At 72.3% G+C, this 17,933-nt stretch carries 12 protein-coding genes; 2 read left to right on the forward strand and 10 right to left on the reverse strand.

Annotated features, from left to right (window positions below):
• Window positions 1–36: 36 nt before the first annotated feature.
• From BGP73_RS14655 to BGP73_RS14685, 7 genes are all read right to left on the reverse strand, one after another.
• Complete coding sequence (locus BGP73_RS14655) at window positions 37–1,731, reverse strand: proline--tRNA ligase (RefSeq protein WP_069814891.1); 1,695 nt, start codon at window positions 1,729–1,731, stop codon at window positions 37–39.
• Between the two features lie 62 nt (window positions 1,732–1,793).
• Window positions 1,794–2,348, reverse strand: a complete 555-nt coding sequence (locus tag BGP73_RS14660) for a GNAT family N-acetyltransferase (protein WP_069814893.1) — start codon at window positions 2,346–2,348, stop codon at window positions 1,794–1,796.
• An 84-nt stretch (window positions 2,349–2,432) separates the two neighbouring features.
• Entirely contained in the window at window positions 2,433–3,278 is an 846-nt protein-coding gene (locus BGP73_RS14665) for a GNAT family N-acetyltransferase (protein ID WP_069814895.1), read from the reverse strand.
• Between the two features lie 144 nt (window positions 3,279–3,422).
• Window positions 3,423–4,577, reverse strand: a complete 1,155-nt coding sequence (ispG, locus tag BGP73_RS14670; RefSeq protein ID WP_069814897.1) for a flavodoxin-dependent (E)-4-hydroxy-3-methylbut-2-enyl-diphosphate synthase — start codon at window positions 4,575–4,577, stop codon at window positions 3,423–3,425.
• 263 nt (window positions 4,578–4,840) lie between these two features.
• Window positions 4,841–6,142: a M50 family metallopeptidase gene (locus BGP73_RS14675; protein WP_069814899.1), complete on the reverse strand. Its 1,302-nt coding sequence runs from the start codon at window positions 6,140–6,142 to the stop codon at window positions 4,841–4,843.
• Entirely contained in the window at window positions 6,139–7,392 is a 1,254-nt protein-coding gene (dxr, locus tag BGP73_RS14680; RefSeq protein ID WP_069814901.1) for a 1-deoxy-D-xylulose-5-phosphate reductoisomerase, read from the reverse strand. The genes BGP73_RS14675 and dxr overlap by 4 nt, the downstream gene beginning before the upstream one ends.
• Before the next feature lie 114 nt (window positions 7,393–7,506).
• Window positions 7,507–9,444: an acyl-CoA dehydrogenase family protein gene (locus BGP73_RS14685; protein WP_069814903.1), complete on the reverse strand. Its 1,938-nt coding sequence runs from the start codon at window positions 9,442–9,444 to the stop codon at window positions 7,507–7,509.
• Window positions 9,445–9,689: 245 nt separating this feature from the next.
• Between BGP73_RS14685 and BGP73_RS14690 the strand changes: the two genes are divergently transcribed.
• Window positions 9,690–10,361 carry a GNAT family N-acetyltransferase gene (locus BGP73_RS14690; protein ID WP_069814906.1) on the forward strand — a complete coding sequence of 224 codons (672 nt, stop codon included), beginning with the start codon at window positions 9,690–9,692 and terminating at the stop codon, window positions 10,359–10,361.
• Window positions 10,362–10,437: 76 nt separating this feature from the next.
• Here the strand turns inward: BGP73_RS14690 and BGP73_RS14695 are convergent, their stop codons facing one another.
• The 3 genes from BGP73_RS14695 to BGP73_RS14705 all read right to left on the reverse strand — a co-directional run bounded on the left by BGP73_RS14695 (window position 10,438) and on the right by BGP73_RS14705 (window position 16,071).
• The gene (locus BGP73_RS14695) at window positions 10,438–11,895 is read right to left on the reverse strand and encodes an aldehyde dehydrogenase family protein (RefSeq protein WP_069814908.1); all 1,458 of its coding nucleotides are present in this window, start codon (window positions 11,893–11,895) and stop codon (window positions 10,438–10,440) included.
• Between the two features lie 180 nt (window positions 11,896–12,075).
• A complete protein-coding gene (locus tag BGP73_RS14700) occupies window positions 12,076–13,737 on the reverse strand; it encodes a PucR family transcriptional regulator (RefSeq protein ID WP_069814910.1) in 1,662 nt (553 codons plus the stop codon).
• A 114-nt stretch (window positions 13,738–13,851) separates the two neighbouring features.
• A complete protein-coding gene (locus BGP73_RS14705) occupies window positions 13,852–16,071 on the reverse strand; it encodes an ATP-binding protein (protein WP_069814911.1) in 2,220 nt (739 codons plus the stop codon).
• A gap of 351 nt (window positions 16,072–16,422) precedes the next feature.
• Between BGP73_RS14705 and BGP73_RS14710 the strand changes: the two genes are divergently transcribed.
• The gene (locus tag BGP73_RS14710; RefSeq protein WP_069814912.1) at window positions 16,423–17,733 is read left to right on the forward strand and encodes an ABC transporter ATP-binding protein; all 1,311 of its coding nucleotides are present in this window, start codon (window positions 16,423–16,425) and stop codon (window positions 17,731–17,733) included.
• Window positions 17,734–17,933 lie beyond the last annotated feature (200 nt).

The raw sequence follows: 17,933 nt of genomic DNA on the forward strand, positions 1-17,933 counted from the left end.
TCTGCCGGGCGGACCGCCCGGCAGAGGCCCGTCGGATCAGTGGGAGAGCCGCTCGAGCGCCTCGTCGACGGTGAGCTCCTCCCGCTCCCCGGTCCGCCGGTCCTTCAGCTCCACGACCCCCTCGCCGGCCCGCCGCCCGGCGACCAGGATCGTGGGGACGCCGAGCAGCTCGGCGTCGGTGAACTTGACGCCCGGGGAGACGCCGGCGCGGTCGTCGACGATCACTCGTACGCCCGCCGAGTGCAGTCTCTCGGACACCTCCAGGGCCAGCTCGGTCTGCTTCGCCTTTCCGGCGGCCACCACGTGGACGTCGGCCGGAGCGATCTCCCGGGGCCAGCACAGGCCCTTCCCGTCGGCGGTCTGCTCGGCGAGGGCGGCCACCGCGCGGGAGACTCCGATGCCATAGGAGCCCATGGTGACCCGTACCGGCTTGCCTTCCCGGCCGAGCACGTCGAGCTCGACGGTGTCGGTGTACTTGCGGCCGAGCTGGAAGATGTGGCCGATCTCGATGGCCCGGTCGATGCGGAGTCCGGTCCCGCACCGGGGGCAGGGGTCGCCCGGCTCTACGACCACCACGTCGAGGTACTGGTCCACCTCGAAGTCCCGGCCGCAGACCACGTTGCGCGCGTGCTTGCCCGGCTTGTTCGCACCGGTGATCCAGGCGGTGCCGGCGGCGACCCTGGGGTCGGCGATGTACCGCAGCTTCTCGCCGACCGGACCCTGTGGGCCGACGTAGCCGCGGACGAGGTCGGGCCGATCGGCGAAGTCGTCGGCCGTCACCAGTTCCACGGTGGCCGGTGCCAGGTGCTCGCCCAGCTTGTCGAGGTCCACCTCGCGGTCGCCGGGCACCCCGACTGCCGTGATCTCCCCGTCCACCTTGACCAGGAGGTTCTTCAGAGTGGCCGAGGCGGGCACGGAGAGGAACTCGGCGAGCGACTCGATGGTCGGGGTGTCGGGTGTGTCCAACTCCTCGACGGGCGGGTGCTCGGTCCGCTCCACGCTCGGCGCGGGCACCGTCACGGCCTCGGTGTTGGCCGCGTAGTCGCAGGCCGGGCAGGAGACGAAGGTGTCCTCCCCGGCGGCCGCGGGGGCCAGGAACTCCTCCGAGGCGGAGCCGCCCATCGCACCGGAGACCGCGGAGACAATGCGGTAGTCGAGCCCGATCCGCTCGAAGATCCGGGTGTACGCCCCGCGGTGCAGTTCGTAGGCGGCGGCGAGGCCCTCGTCGTCGGTGTCGAAGGAGTAGGAGTCCTTCATCAGGAACTCCCGGCCGCGCAGTACGCCGGAGCGCGGGCGGGCCTCGTCGCGGTACTTCGTCTGGATCTGGTAGAGGATCACCGGCAGGTCCTTGTAGGACGTGCACTGGTCCTTGACCGTGAGGGCGAAGATCTCCTCGTGGGTCGGGCCGAGGAGGTAGTCGCCGCCCTTGCGGTCCTTCAGCCGGAAGAGCAGTTCACCGTACTCCTCCCAGCGGCCGCTCGCCTCGTACGGCTCCTTCGGCAGCAGCGCGGGCAGCAGTACCTCCTGCCCGCCGATGGCGTCCATCTCCTCACGGACCACGCGGGCGATGTTCTCCAGGACCTTCTTGCCGAGCGGCAGCCAGGTCCAGATTCCGGCGGACGTGCGACGGACGTACCCGGCGCGGACCAGCAGCTTGTGACTGAGGGTCTCGGCATCGGCCGGGTCGTCGCGCAGCGTCTTGAGCATCATCCGGGACATGCGCTGGACCATGAGGCGTCTCCTGCTGAAGAAAAGCGATTGGCAGGAGGCTATCCGGCCCGCGGCGTTTTCCGTTAACCCGCCTGGGCCGGAGGCCGCGCCAGTGGCAGCCGGGCCCCCATCACGGCGTACGGCCTGGGGGCGCTCGGGAAGACCACCCGGCGGGCGAGGTCGCGGTAGCCGAGGTCGTGGTAGAGGGCGCGTGCCGGACTGTCGGTGTCGATCGCCGAGAGGATGCTGCGGGGCTGCTCGGCGCTGTCGGTGATCACGGTGATCAGCCGCCTGCCGATGCCGCGCCGCTGGTAGGCGGGGAGTACGTGGAGTTCGGTGACGACGAAGGAGTCGTCGAGCCAGCTGTCCAGGCCGTTGCTGCGGAGGCTGGGTTCGACGACCGTGGACCACCAGTGCGAGCGGCGGTTGGGCATTCCGTAGACGAAGCCCACCAGTTCTCCGGCGCCGGTCGTAGCCCCGTAGGCGCGGGCGCCGGGGCTGGCGAGGTGGCGCAGGACGATGTCGCGGCGGACCGAGATCTCCTCGCCGCTGAGTCCGAAGGCCAGCGCCTGCACGGCCAGCGCGTCGTCCACCCGGGCGGCAAGGTCGAGGGGGCCCACCGCGACGTCGTCATCCATGGGCGGGAGACTACCGGCCCCGCAGCCCCCGCGCGGGCCCGCTCGCCGTCCGGTCCTCCATCGGACCGGGCGGGGAGGGCGCGCTCAGAACAGGACGCTCATGAAGGAGCCGACCTCCCGGAAGCCGACGCTGCGGTAGGTGGCGCGGGCGGGGAGGTTGTAGTCGTTGACGTAGAGGCTGGCGACCGGCGCGATGAGGCCGAGGGTCTGCTGGAGCACGGCCGCCATACCGGTCTTGGACAGGCCCCGTCCACGGTGTTCCGGGGCCACCCAGACGCCCTGGATCTGGCAGGCCTCGCTGGTCACGGCGCCGATCTCGGCCTTGAAGACCACCTGGCCGTTCTCGATCCGGGCGAAGGAGCGGCCGGCGGCGACCAGCTCGGCGACCCGGGCCTGGTAGAGCAGCCCGCCGTCCCCGGCCAGCGGGGAGACGCCGACCTCCTCGGTGAACATCGCCACGCAGGCGGGCATGAGGATGTCCATGTCCTCCTTGCCGACGAGGCGGACCCGGGGGTCCGGTTCGACGTCCGCCGGCACGGACTCGGTGACCATCAGAGGCTGGTTGCGCCTGACCTCGCGGGCGGGGCCCCAGCTCGGCTCCAGCAGTCCCCACAGCTGTGCGGTGGGTCCGGCCGGGCCTACGATCGAGGAGCAGCGGCGGCCGGTACGCCGGGCCCGTTCGGCGAAGGCCCGCACGGCCTCGGGTCCGGCGCCGATCGGCACCAGGTTGGCTCCGGCGTAGCAGAGCGACTCCAGCCGTCCGCCGGTGTACCAGCCCCACATCTCACCGCCGAGGCGCCAGGGGTCGAGGCCGGCGACGCGTACCCGCGCCGCCACGAAGACGTTCGCGACCGGCTCTCGGTCCAGGACCGCGAGGGCGGCGTCCAACTCTCCGGGCTGGAGGACCCTGGTGGTGGTCGTAGTCAGCACGTCTCGGGGCCTCACCGTCTGCTGTGTGTCGTGCCGGGGCGCCCCCAGGCTCCCCGGCGCACTGTACCCCTCTGCGACCGGTGCGGTTCCCGGTCGGAGACGGCTCTCCCCGGTCCTCGGGCGTGGCCCCGGCCGTCGCTGCGGTCAGCCCACCGAGATCTCGGGCGGGCCGGAGATGGTGCCGTCCTTCTCCATCTGCTCGGCGATCCTCATCGCCTCCTCGATCAACGTCTCGACGATCTTCGACTCCGGCACCGTCTTGATCACCTCGCCCTTGACGAAGATCTGCCCCTTACCGTTACCGGAGGCCACCCCGAGATCCGCCTCCCGCGCCTCACCCGGACCGTTGACCACACACCCCATCACCGCGACCCGCAGCGGAACCTCCATCCCCTCCAGCCCCGCGGTCACCTCATCCGCCAACTTGTACACATCCACCTGCGCCCGCCCACAGGACGGACACGAGACGATCTCCAACCTGCGCTGCCGCAACCCCAACGACTCCAGGATCTGCGCACCGACCTTGATCTCCTCGACCGGCGGCGCCGACAACGACACCCGGATCGTGTCCCCGATCCCCTCCGACAGCAACGCCCCGAAAGCCACCGCCGACTTCACCGTGCCCTGGAACGCCGGCCCCGCCTCCGTCACCCCCAGATGCAGCGGATACTCACACCGCTCCGCCAACTGCCGGTACGCGTTGACCATCACCACCGGATCGTTGTGCTTCACCGAGATCTTGATGTCCCGGAACCCGTGCTCCTCGAACAACGAGCACTCCCACAACGCCGACTCCACCAACGCCTCAGGCGTCGCCCTCCCGTACTTCCGCAGCAGACGCCTGTCGAGCGAACCCGCGTTCACCCCGATCCGGATCGGCGTACCCGCCGCCGAAGCCTCCCGCGCGATCTCCTTCACCCGGTCGTCGAACTGCTTGATGTTCCCCGGGTTCACCCGCACCGCCGCACAACCGGCCTCGATCGCCGCGAACACGTACTTCGGCTGGAAATGAATATCGGCGATCACCGGAATCTGCGACTTCCGAGCGATCACCGAAAGCGCGTCCGCGTCATCCTGCGTCGGACACGCCACCCGCACGATCTGACACCCCGCCGCCGTCAACTCGGCGATCTGCTGAAGCGTCGCACCGATATCCGAAGTACGCGTCGTGGTCATCGACTGCACCGACACCGGCGCATCTCCCCCGACAGCCACCGATCCGACCTGGATCTTGCGGCTGACCCGCCGGTCGGCGAGTTTGAGCGGAACAGTCGGCATTCCCAGCGAAATCGCAGTCATCTGGCGAGCAACCCCATGGTGTGAACGTTGGACCCGAGTTCGGCCGGGCTCCGCTCCCTGAGATTACGGCACCCTGCGGTCGTCCCGGTAAACGCCTCCCGCAGGACCACCCAAAGGCCGCAGTTCGGACCAAGGGTTGTCACCCGTCCTCCCGCCCCGGTGCTGCCGCCGGACAGGGCGGGCGCGGCCCCTGGAGCAGCCGCCCCGCCGGTGCGCCGGTCGGGGGCGGGCCGCCCGACCGGCGCCGGAGGAGGCTGCGCCCGTCAGGTGATGCGCACCGGATTGACGATGTCGGCGGCGAGGACCAGCAGGGTGAAGCAGATGAACACCCCGGCGACGGCGTAGGCCACCGGCATCATCCGGGCGACGTCGAAGGGTCCGGGGTCCGGCCGGCGGAAGAGCCGGGCCGTGTGGCGCCGCACCGACTCCCACAGCGCGCCGGCGACGTGTCCGCCGTCCAGCGGCAGCAGCGGCAGCATGTTGAACAGGAACAGCGAGAGGTTGAACATCGCGATCAGCAGCAGGGTGGTCATCACGCGCTGGATCGGCGGGATGTCGAGACTGAACACCTCGCCTCCCACCCGTGCGGCGCCGACCACCCCCATCGGGGAGTCCGCCTCCCGCTCCGCGCCCCCGAAGGTGGCGTCCCAGAGCGCCGGCACCTTGCCCGGCAGGTTGACCAGCGCCTGCACCGCCGAGCCCGCCATGTCGCCCATCCGCTCGACGGACTGCCCGAAGGACTGCTTGACGATTCCGTTGGCCGGGCTGAAACCGAAGTAGCCGGCTGTCACGTACTCACCGGGGATACTCCGCCCGGCGGCGTCGTGCTTGAGGACCTTGTTCGCCACCAGCTCGGGACGGAGCGTCGCGCGCTTCCCGTCCCGCTCCACCAGGACGGTGGTCGCCCCGGTGGTGTCGCGGATCTGCTGTTCGAGGGCCTTCCAGTCATCGATCGGCTTCCCGCCGAAAGCGATGATCTTGTCCCCGGGTTGCAGGCCGGCGGCTTTCGCCGGGGAGGCGGGGTCCCCGGCGCCGCACTTGTCCCGCTGCTCGCTCTGCGCGATCACGCAGTCGGAGACGGTGCTGACGACGGTCGTCTCGGTGTTGATGCCGAAGCCCATCAGCACGCCCATGAAGATGGCGATCGCCAGGATCAGGTTCATCCCCGGCCCGGCGAGCATGACGATGACGCGCTTCCAGGGCTTGCGCGTGTAGAACAGCCGCTTCTCGTCGCCCGGCTCCAACTCCTCGAAAGAGGCCGACCGGGCGTCCTCGATCATGGTCCGGAAGGGCGAGGTGGAGCGCCGGGCGATCTTGCCGTCGTCCCCCGGCGGGAACATGCCGATCATCCGGATGTAGCCGCCGAGCGGGACCGCCTTCAGGCCGTACTCGGTGTCGCCCTTCTTCCGAGACCAGATGGTCGGGCCGAAGCCGACCATGTACTGCGGTACCCGCACGCCGAACAGCTTGGCCGTGGAGAGGTGCCCGAGTTCGTGCCAGGCGATGGAGAACAGCAGGCCGACCACGAAGACGACTATGCCGAGAACCGTCATCAGGGTGGTCATGCACGAGCCTCCGCTGTCACCTTCGCCGCCGCTTCGCGGGCGCGGGAGCGCGCCCAGGTCTCCGCCTCAAGGACGTCCCCGACGGACAGCGAGGTTCCGCGGTCGGGCACGCCGTGTTCGGCGACCACCTTCTCGACGGTGTCCACAATGCCATTGAAGGGCAGCCGTCCGGCAAGGAACGCCTCGACGCACTCCTCGTTGGCGGCGTTGAACACGGCGGGCGCGGTGCCGCCCAGCTCACCCACGTGGCGGGCGAGGGAGACGGAGGGGAAGGCCTCGTTGTCCAGCGGGAAGAACTCCCAGCTCGACGCCTTGGTCCAGTCGCAGGCCGGGGCGGCGTCGGGTACCCGCTGCGGCCAGCCGAGCCCGAGGGCGATCGGCATCCGCATGTCCGGGGGGCTGGCCTGCAACAGGGTGGAGCCGTCGACGAACTCCACCATCGAGTGGACGTAGGACTGCGGGTGCACCACCACCTCGATCCGGTCCAGCGGAACGTCGAAAAGCAGGTGCGCCTCGACGACCTCCAGACCCTTGTTGACCAGGGTTGCGGAGTTGATGGTGACGACGGGGCCCATCTGCCAGGTCGGGTGGGCGAGCGCCTGCTCGGGCGTGACCTGGGCCAGCTGCGCCTTGGTCCGGCCGCGGAACGGACCGCCGGAGGCGGTGACGACCAGTTTGTGCACCTCACCGCGGTCCCCGCCGAGCAGCGCCTGGAAGAGCGCGGAGTGCTCGGAGTCGACCGGCACGATCTGCCCCGGTTTGGCCACCGCCTTGACCAGCGGCCCGCCCACGATCAGCGACTCCTTGTTGGCCAGGACGAGGATCCGCCCGGCCTCCAGCGCGGCGAGGGTGGGGCGCAGTCCGATCGAGCCGGTGATCCCGTTCAGTACCGAGTGGCAGTCCGCCCCGGCCAGTTCCGTGGCCGCGTCCGGGCCGGCCAGGATCTCCGGCTGCGGCTTGCTCCCGTAGCGGGCGGCGAGCGCCTCCCGCAGCGCCGGCACCGCCTCCCGCCGGGCGACGGCCACGGTGTCGACCCGCAGCCGGTGCGCCTGCTCGGCCAGCAGCTCCACCCGGCCGCCCGCCGCGGACAGGCCGGTGACTCGGAAGCGGTCGGGGTTGCGCAGCACCACGTCGATGGCCTGGGTGCCGATCGAGCCGGTGGAGCCGAGGATCACGATGTCCCGGGGCCCCCCGGTGACCGCGGCCGCGGCGGGGAAGGTCAGATACGGATGGGCGAGAGAGTCCGTCATCCCACCATTGTGGCCGGAGGGTGATCGCGGCATGCCACGGAGCCCCCGCTTTCCCCCCTGTGCGCGCACCCGGGTGGCGGCTCGCCGGGGCGCGGCACCGGGCGCGGCACCGGTTCAGCGGACGGAGCGGTGGACGTCCGGCTTCGCCGAGGGGCCGGGGGCGGCGTCGGCGATCCAGGGGCCGTCACCGCTGGGGTCGACCACGCCCTCCTCCAGCCAGCGGTAGACCCCGCCGAGCACGCCGGCGACCACCTTGCGGTCCGTCGCGTCGGTGTTCGTCCAGAGCCTGGCGTACAGCTCCTCCACCCGGATCCGGGCCTGCTGGCAGAAAGCGTCGGCCAGCTGGTAGGCCTCGCGTCCGTGCTCCCCCTCGGTGCGCAGCCGTTCGGCACGTACGCATGCCGCGCTCATCGCGAAGAGCTCCGCCCCGATGTCGACGATCCGGCCGAGGAAGCCCTGCTTGCCCTCCAGCCGGCCCTGCCAGCGGGACATCCCGTAGAAGGTCGAGCGGGCGAGCCGGCGGGCGCAGCGCTCGACGTAGCGGAGGTGCCCGGAGAGGTCCCGGTGGCCGACCGGGTGGAAGTCGCCGTACGCCCCGGGCAGCCGGCCCGCTCCGAAAACCAGGCCAGGAAGCCAGCGGGCGTAGAAGCCGCCGGCCCGGACCCCGGCTCTGGCCTTCTCCCCCAGGCCCTTGTCCGGGTCGACCAGGTCTCCGGCGACCGACAGGTGGGCGTCCACGGCCTCCCGGGCGATCAGCAGGTGCATGATCTCGGTCGAGCCCTCGAAGATGCGGTTGATCCGCAGATCCCGCAGCAGCTGCTCGGCGGGGACCCCTCGCTCCCCCCGGGCGGCGAGCGAGCGGGCGGTCTCGTAACCGCGCCCACCGCGGATCTGCACCAGCTCGTCGGCCATCCGGCAGGCCATCTCGCTTGCGTAGAGCTTGGCGAGCGCCGCTTCGATCCGGATGTCGTTGCGCTCCTCGTCGGCCATCAGGCCGGCGAGGTCGACCATGGCTTCGAGGGCGAAGGTGGTCGCCGCGATGAACGCGGTCTTGGAGCCCACCGCCTCGTGCTCGGCGATCGGTCTGCCCCACTGCTCCCGGGCGCCCGACCACTCGCGGGCGATCTTCAGAGACCATTTGCCGGCCCCGACGCACATCGCCGGCAGCGAGAGCCTGCCGGTGTTCAGGGTGGTGAGGGCGATCCGCAGCCCGGCACCCTCCGGGCCGATGCGGTTGGCCGCGGGGACCCGCACCCGGTGGAAGCGGGTCACGCCGTTCTCCAGGCCACGCAGGCCCATGAACTCGTTGCGGTTCTCCACCGTGATGCCGGCGGAGTCCGCCTCGACCACGAAGGCGGTGATGCCGCCCCGGCGGCCCGGCTCCCGGGGCACCCGGGCCATCACCACCAGGAGGTCGGCGATCACCCCGTTGGTGGTCCACAGCTTCACCCCGTCGAGGACGTAGTCCGGTCCGTCCGGGACGGCCGTGGTCGCCAGTCTGGCGGGATCCGAACCGACGTCCGGCTCGGTGAGGAGGAAGGCGGAGACGTCGGTGCGGGCGCAGCGCGGCAGGAAGGCGGCCCGCTGCTCGGGCGTTCCGAAGAGCCGCAGCGGCTCGGGCACGCCGATCGACTGGTGTGCGGAGAGCAGCGCGCCGACCGCCGGGCTGGCGGAGCCGACCAGGGCGAGCGCCTTGTTGTAGTAGAGCTGGGTGAGGCCGAGCCCCCCGTACTGGCTGTCGATCTTCATGCCCAGGGCGCCGAGCTCCTTGAGCCCGCTGACCACCTCGTCGGGGATCCGGTCCTCGCGCTCGATGCGGGCTCCGTCGATCCGGGTCTCGCAGAAGTCGCGGAGCTCGTCGAGGAAGCGCTCGCCCTGGCGGGCGTCCCCGGGTGCGGGCCTGGGGTGGGGGTGGATCAGATCCGGCCGGAAACGGCCGAGGAATAGCTCCTTGGCGAAGCTCGGCTTGCGCCATGTGTGTTCCCTGGCTTCTTCGGCGACCTTCCGTGCCTCGCGTTGGGAGACGGTGGGCTCGGTGGCTGGGGCGGTCATCTCGGGGAGTCACCTCGGGCGGGTAGGGATGGGCGGCCCGGCGCCGCGGCCGGCTAGGGGACGGTCGCCGGCTCGTGCGGGAAAGTTCCAGCCGAGCCACCGACCCGTTGGAACCGTCCACCGTGGACTGCCTGATATCTGGCGATATGTACCGCTTCCTTGGTCTACGGAAACCTCTGCGGTTCCGCCGCCCCGAGGCGGTAAACCGTTCGACCGCCCGGCCTCTGAAATGCCACGCTCCTCCCATGGAATCCCACTTCTGGCCGCTCTACCGCCTGCGGATCACGACTCCGCGCCTGGAGCTGAGGCTGCCGGATCCGGAGCTGTTGGAGGAGTTGGCCGCGGTGGCCGCTGGCGGCGTGCACGAGGGCGGACGGATGCCGTTCTCCGTACCGTGGAGCGCCGCTTCACCCCAGCAGCGCGGGCGCGGGACCTACCAGCACCTGCTGGGCACGATCGCCGACTGGCGGCCCGAGCGGTGGACCCTCTCACTGGCCGTGCTGTGCGAGGGGCGGGTGGTGGGGCGACAGGACCTGACGGCGAAGGACTTCGCGGTCACTCGGCAGGCGTCAACCGGCTCCTGGCTGGGCCTTCCCCACCAAGGCAGGGGCATCGGCACCGAGATGCGGGCCGCCGTACTCCACCTGGCTTTCCAGGGGCTCGGCGCGCACTGGGTGACCTCGACCGCGATGACGGACAACCCGGGCTCACTCGGGGTCTCACGCAAACTCGGCTACGCCCCGGACGGCCTGGAGCAGGTCGCGGTGCTCGGCCGGCCCCGCGCCCTCCAGCGGCTCCGCCTGGACCGCGCGGGTTGGCGGGCGCACGCCTCCGCTCCGGTGGGGATCACCGGACTCGCGGAGTGCGCGCCGTTGTTCGGCCTGCCGGAGGACGACCTCCCCGCGGAGGCGGGGTGAGAAAACGGGCCGGAGGCCCGCTCGTGGCGGAGCGGGCCGCGCTCCCGGCGGTGCCGGGAGCGCGGCCCGTCGACGCTCAGAGCTCCAGGCCGGTGAGGACCATGACTCGTTCGTAGGTGTAGTCCTCCATCGCGTACTTGACGCCCTCGCGCCCCACCCCCGACTGCTTGGCCCCGCCGTAGGGCATCTGGTCGGCCCGGTAGGAGGGCACGTCCCCGATGATGACCCCGCCCACCTCAAGCGCCCGGTGGGCGCGGAAGGCGGCCTGGACGTCGTGGGTGAAGACGCCCGCCTGCAGGCCGTACTCGGAGTCGTTCGCCGCGGCGAAGGCGGCCTCCTCCCCCGCCGCCCGGCTCAGGGTCAGCACCGGGCCGAAGACCTCCTCGCAGGAGAGCCGGGTGCCCGCCGGGACGTCGGAGAGCACGGTGGGGGCGTAGGTCGCTCCGTCCCGCCGACCGCCGGTGAGCAGCTTGGCGCCCGCCCGCACCGCCTCGTCGACCCAGGACTCGACACGCTTGGCCGCGTCCTCGTTGATCAGCGGTCCGACGTCGGTCGCGTCGTCGGACGGATCGCCGGTGACCTGAGCCTCGACCGCCGCGACCACCTTGGGCAGCAGCCGGTCGTAGACCGTCTCGTCCGCGATGACCCGCTGGACCGAGATGCAGGACTGGCCGCCCTGGTAGTTGGCGAAGGCGGCGATACGGGTGGCGGCCCAGTCGAGATCCTCCTCCGAGGACCAGTCGGCGAGGACGATCGCCGCCCCGTTCCCGCCCAGTTCGAGGGTGGTGTGCTTACGCGGCGCGGCGTCCAGCAGCGACCAGCCGACCGGTCCGGAACCGGTGAAGGAGATCACCGGCAGCCGCTCGTCCTGGACGAGTGCGGGCATCCGCTCGTTGGGCACCGGCAGCACGCTCCACGCTCCGGCAGGCAGCTCCGTCTCGGCGAGCAGTTCCCCGAGGAGCAGCGCCGACAGCGGGGTGGCCGGAGCCGGTTTGAGGATGATGGGCGTCCCCACGGCGAGGGCCGGGGCGACCTTGTGGGCGCAGAGGTTCAACGGGAAGTTGAACGGGGCGATGCCCAGTACGGTGCCGCGCGGGAAGCGGCGGGTGAGCGCGAGCCGGCCGACGCCCCCGGCGTCGGTGTCCAGCCGCTGCGCCTCGCCCCCGTTGAAGCGGCGGGCCTCCTCGGCGGCGAAGCGGAACACCGAGACGGCGCGGCCGACCTCGCCTCGGGCCCACTTCATGGGCTTGCCGTTCTCGGCGGAGATCAGCCGGGCGATCTCCTCGGTGCGTTCGACGAGCCGTCGGCTGACGTGCTCGCAGGCCGCCGCCCGGACGTGGGCGGGGGTGGCGGCGAACTCCGCGCGCACGGCCTCGGCCGCGGCGACCGCCTCTTCCACCTGGGCTTCGGTGGGCACGCTCACGGCACCGAGCTGGCGGCCGTCCCAGGGTGAGGTGACGTCAAAGGTGCTGTCGCCCGCCGCCGGGCGGCCGGCGAGCCAGAACTCGTGGGGAGCTTCGCGGGTGGAGGTCACAGCGGATCCCGGCCCTTCGGAGATGGTGTGGACGGTGCGGTGTGGCTGCTCCCACGGTAGGGGCGCGACCGGGAGATGACGCTTGTCCGCGGTGTAGTGGTGTGCCGCCGCTACTGGCCGCTTCGGCGCTATCGCTGCGCGCCCCTGACCGGGACGGCGACCGGGGGCGCGGCGCAACCCTCAGTCCGTGCGGCCCGAGGATGCCTTGAGGGCGAGCCAGAGCTCCATGCGGACGTCCGGATCGTCGAGGGAGCGGTGCAGGATCTCCTCCACCCGGCGCATCCGGTAGCGCAGGGTGTGCCGGTGCACGCCGAGCTCCGCCGCGGCCGCGTCCCACTGCCCGTGGTGGGAGAGCCAGGCCCGCAGCGAGGCGACCAGGTCGCCGCGGCCGGTGGCGTCGTGCTCGTAGAGCGCGCGCAGCATGCTGTCGGCGAACGCCCGTACCGCGTCGTCGGCCAGCAGCGGCAGCACCGATCCGGCGGCCACCTGCTCGTGCTCCACCAGCACCCGGCCCCGGCGGCGCGCCACCGAGAGCGCCTGCTCGGCCTGACGGTGGGCACCGGCGGCCGCGATGGGGCCGGAGGGTGCCGAGACCCCGATGACCACCTCGCCCTGCCGGGGGCTCGGTCTGCCGCGCCGCCCGGCGGGGTCGGCCTCCCGGCGGGACTCCAACTCCTCGGCGTACCAGCCGCAGGCGGCGACGGCCGCCCCGCCGTCCGGAGCCAGCGCCACCAGTCGCCCGCCGGCGGCCTCCGAGACGACCAGGACCGCCTCCCCGGCGCGCGCCGAGGCGGATTCCAGGGCTTCGGCGAGCGCGTCGAGGGGGTCGGCGGCCCTCTCACCGTCCTGGGCCTGCTGCCCGCCGTCGGCCGGTGCGCCCCGACCGGCCGCCGTTCCCGCCTCCTCCGCGATCAGCACCCGGAACGGTGCGTCGAGCAGCCCTCCGTAGAGGTCTCCGGCGACCGCCCGCGCGTGGTCCGGCTGCCCCGCCCGCAGCATCCGCAGCACCGCGGAGCCCAGTCGCTGCTCGGCCTCCTGGAGGGAGCGGGAGCGTTCGGTGGTCAGGGTCAGCAGCGCGACGGCGGAGTGCACGGCGTACCGCTCCGCCGTGCCCGGCGGTCCGCTGGTGCCGACGGCGAGCACGCCCCCGGCGCGTCGGCCGCTTCCGAGCGACTGCAGTTCCACCCGGTCCTCACGGTCGTCGGGTCCGAGGACGGCACTGGCCGGCGCCGGGCGGGCCAGCAACCGCTCCGCCTCGGGGGCCAGCCGGGCGGCCCGCCGGGCCGCCCACTCCGGCGCGGCCGCCACCACCGCGCCGGCGACGTCGTAGAGCGCTGCCCAGCCGCTGATGTGCGCCGCGAGCCGCCCGAGCAGCGCCGCCGGTCCGGCGGCGCTCAGCGCGGCCCGGGTCAACTCCCGCTGAGCCTCGAATCCCGCCGTGACGGCCCGGTACTGCTCGGCGGCGATCGCCGCCGAGACCACCTTGCTGATCGCGATGAAGGGGGTGCGGCGCGGCACCTCCAGCAGCGGCAGGCCCTCCTCGGCCGCCGCGGCCACCAGGGCCGGCGGGATGTCCTCGTAGTTGACCCCGACCGCGAAGCCGAGCCCCACCACACCGGCCTCCACCAGCCGCCGCACGTAGCGCCGCATCACCTCGGCGTCCTCGACGTCCAGCTTCATCGCGGTGACGAGCAGCAGCTCCCCTCCCTCCATGTAGGGGACGGGGTCCGCCAGCTCGCTGGCGTGGGCCCACCGGACCGGTTCCTCCAGCCGGTCGTGCCCGGCCCGGACCACGAGCTTCAGCGCGGGGTGGTGGACGAGCGAGGCAAGCGTTGGGGGCATGGCACCTTCATGGCGACGGGTAAGCCGTCCGGTGGGGACGGTCTGCTTCGATTCTGCCTCAGCGGCAAGGTCCGGCGCGGACCCGGCGGCTTCCGGCGCCTGCCGCCGGCCCCTTCAGTCCCGCAGTCTCACCAGCAGGGGCGGGGTGTTCTCGCCTCGGACGGTGGTCAGCGAGACGACCGCGTGCCCGGGCGGCACCGAGTGCGCCAGTTCGGATGCCGACCAGCGTTCCCGCTCCACCTTCCGGACGGTGACCGCCTGGCTGGTGACGGCCTTGCCGGTGATCAGCCGGCGCACCGTGTGCACCAGCCGGGTGAACGGCTCGTCGGCGACGATCTGCCGGTCGGTGACGTCCCGCGTCTCCACCCACTCCTTGCCCCACACCTCGGCGAACCGCGCCCCGTCCCAGGTGGTCACCCCGGCCAGCGCCATCCGGCAGCCGACGGCGCCGAGCAGGGCGCTGCGCAGCCCCTCCGGCACGTCGTCCAGGGTGCGCAGGGTGAGCAGGGCGCCGGCGTTCGCCGTGCGGAGCCGCTGCACCCCCCGGAGCGCCTGGGCGGTGACGGTGTCGGAGGCGTCGTCGAGGACCAGGCAGGCGAACAGCGACCGGTCGGCTCGGGCCACGACGGACTCCGTGAACTGGGCGAGGACGAGCCGGGCCAGCACCCTCGACGCCTCCGCGTGACCCCGCTCGGGCAGGTCGATCCGCACCCGGAGCGGATGTTCCAGGGCCCGGAGCGAGAACGGGCGTGCTTCACTCCCGGTGTCGAAGAAGTCGGCGAACGCCGGCCGGTCCAGCAGGGCGATCCGGTCCGCGAGCAGCGTACGGAGGTCTTCGGACCGCTCCGAGTGGCGTTCCCGGGCGTCGAGCTCCCGGGCCTGCGCGGTCTCGCCGGTCTCGGCGAGCGCCTCCCGCAGGGCGTGCAGGGCCGTTTTGGAGCCGTCGAGCAGCTCCCGTAGTTCGGGCACCGAGGGGAACCGGCCATAGGCCGCACGGAACGGCCCGAGCAGCTGGGCGAGTGTGGTGGCCGCCCGCCGTCCCTGGCCGCCGGGGAGGGTGGGAGCGACATCGCCGACCAGGGCTTCGGCGAGCATCCCGGCCGCCTCGTCCGGGTCGCCGGTCCCGCCGTAAAGGTCCAGGTCGTAGGCCGAGTCGGGGCGGCCGATCCTGACCACGACGTCGAAAGCGCCGTCGGGGGCGAGCCCCGTGCCGGCCGCTCCGACGGCGACCACCACCGCCTGGCCGGCCAAGGCCTGCAGGCAGAGGGTCTCCAGGACGGGGCTGACCAGGCGTCGGGTCTTCCCGGATCCGGAAGGCCCGACGGCCAGCAGGGAGGTGCCGAGCAGCTCGGGGGAGAGGGCGAATCCGGTGGCCCGCCGCTGGTACGGGTTCCGGGCGTCGTCGGCGGCCGTTCCCAGCCGCACCTGCCGGGCGATCAGGTCGTGGTGGGCGGTGCGGACGGGGAGGTCACGGGCGCCGGAGGGGTGCGGGCAGGCCGCCGCACCGTGCCGCAGCACGGTGTCGGTGAAGGTCGGCAGCCTCCCGGGGTGGGCGCGTACCGACTGCCAGGCACGGCCGATACGGGCGTGGTCCACGTCGTTCATCCGGCCGGCGTGCGCTTCGGCGGTGAGCCGTTCGGCGGCGTCCGGGGCCCCCTGCGTACGGAGTTCCGGCCACTGTGCGGGGTCCTCCTCGGGCTCCGGCGGGGGCGCGCCCGCCTCTTCCCGGAGGCGCTTGAAGAGGCGCCCGGGCCAGCGATGCCAGATCTCCGGCCAGCGGCCGAGCCTGCCGAAGAGCACGATGAGACCGCCGGCCACGATGGCGTAGTAGAGGTAGGAGGCACCGACGTACGCGAGTTGTTGGCCTCCCGCCTCACGCCAGGAGTCCGGTGTGAGCAGGAACAGCGGCCAGAGCCAGTAGCTGCCCAGGTAGCCGTTCCAGAGCAGCGACCAGAGCAGCCAGCCGCAGAGGAAGGAGATCAGCGCGCCGCTGATCAGGGACCGGCTGGGGATCCGCTCGGGTTCCTCGGGGGCGCGGGGACGGTACCCGTATGTCCAGACACCGGGCGGCCCCTCCGGGCGGGGGGTCCGGAGCCAGGAGAGGAAGACGTCCGGCTTGCCGCTGGACGTCGGCTGGCCAGACGGCGGTGGCTGCCCCGGCAGGTGCTTGCTGAGGCGGTCGGGAGCCGCCTCGGGGGGGCGCCTGGGCGGCGGAGGGACGGCTGGCGGCTCACCGGTCGCCGCGGCCGGGCCGCCGGGGTGGACGGCTCCGGTTCCCGGAGCGGGCTGCTCCGGACGGCTCCCGCGCGGTTCGTACGTTCCCTCGGTTTCCATCTGCGATTCCCTGCCCCCTGAGCGGCCAACCAGCCTCTGTGCGCGACTACTTCAATCTAAGGGCTGTTCCTCGGCGAAGAGAGCGATCCCGGGACCGCCACGAAGCCCCCGACGCGGGACTGGGTGACGGGGTGTGGCGCACCACGGCTCGGAGGGCGGCTTCCCGCGCCCGACACCGGACCGGCGACACCCGCGCGCCGCGGCACCAACCGGCCATTCCCGGTTGCCAATACGTTCCCCTCCTCCCCCACATGGGCTATTTTCCTCCTGAGCGCCCCCGGTATCCCCAATCTCCCTCCATCCATGACCCGCGTCGTTGCTCGACGCCGCTTCAGAAACCACGGCGGAACCATGACTCGCGCGATTTCCCTCCAGGACGTGTCCAAGGTCTACCCACGCGGGACCCGGGCGGTGGACCGTTTCTCCCTCGATGTCCCGCCGGGCGAGTTCGTCGTGCTGCTCGGACCGTCCGGGTGCGGCAAGTCGACGGTGCTCCGCATGATCGCCGGGCTGGAGCGGATCGACGAGGGCGCGTTGCTGCTCGACGGCGAGCCCGCCAACGAGCTGCCGCCGGCCGCCCGCCGGATGGCGATGGTGTTTCAGAACTTCGCCCTGTACCCGAACATGACCAGCCGGGACAACATCGGCTTCCCGCTGCGGATCGAGCACCCGGGGCAGTCACCCGCCCCGCGGGTCGAGCAGACCGCCCGCACCCTGGGCATCGAGGACGTGTTGGACCGTTTCCCGGCGCAGCTGTCCGGCGGCGAGCGGCAGCGGGTGGCCATGGGGCGGGCCATCGTCCGCCAACCGACCGCCTTCCTGATGGACGAGCCGCTGTCGAACCTCGACGCCAAGCTGCGGAACCGGCTGCGGGCGGAGATCGCCGCACTGACCCGGGAGATGGGGGTGACGACGGTGTACGTGACCCATGATCAGGCGGAGGCGATGTCGCTGGGCGACCGGGTGGTGGTGATGCGCGACGGGGTCCTCCAGCAGGTGGACGCGCCGCGTCAGGTCTACCACCGGCCGGCGAACGTCTTCGTCGCCGCCTTCGTCGGCACCCCGCGGATCAACCTGCTGCGGGCCACCGTCCACGCACCGCTCGGCCAGGGCATGTGGATCGATCTGGGGCGGCAGCAGCTCGGACTGCCGCAGCCGCTGAGCCGGGACCACCAGATGCTCCGTATCCAGGTGGGCCGCCGGCTCATCGTGGGGCTGCGTTCGGAGGCGGTACGGGTCGGTTCCGTGGAGCGGGCCCGGCCGGGAGAGGTCGCTCTCGGCGGGATCGTGGAGCACCTGGAGTTCCAGGGGCACGAATGCCTCCTCCATCTCCGTATCGGGGCGGAGCAGGCCGTGGTGCCGGAGCTGGAGGAGGCCCGCCCCGAGGCCTCGCGGACCCGTTCCCGGAGCAGGCCGGGCCGGAAGGCCCGGTGGGCGGCGCTGGGCCGCGGCGGGACGGCCGCCGTGCAGGAGGCCCCGGTCCCGGAACCGGCGCAGCCGCCAGCGGCGGGAGACCTGGTGGTCCGTACCGGGCCGGAGATCCGGGCCCGGCCGGGCGACCAGGTACCGCTGCTGGTCGACCTGGCCCAGTTGTACGTCTTCGACGACCAGGGCCGCCGGATCTGCCCGGCTCCCTTGTCCGTCCCCGATCTGGGGCTCTGAGGGCTCTCCGGTCATGCCGGGGCAGCGCACGGCGCCGGCCCCGGTGCGTCACCGGGGGGCATCCGCACACCGGGCTCATCCGGACGGTCCGACGAAGCGGTGAGGCGCTGCGGCCGTGGCCATGAGCCCGCCGGGGATCACCGCTCAGCCGCGACGGCACGGGTGTGCCCCCTGCTCGATCCATGCGCCGGGCGATCCAT

This window comes from Streptomyces sp. TP-A0874 (assembly GCF_001748085.1).
Lineage (GTDB): Bacteria > Actinomycetota > Actinomycetes > Streptomycetales > Streptomycetaceae > Streptomyces.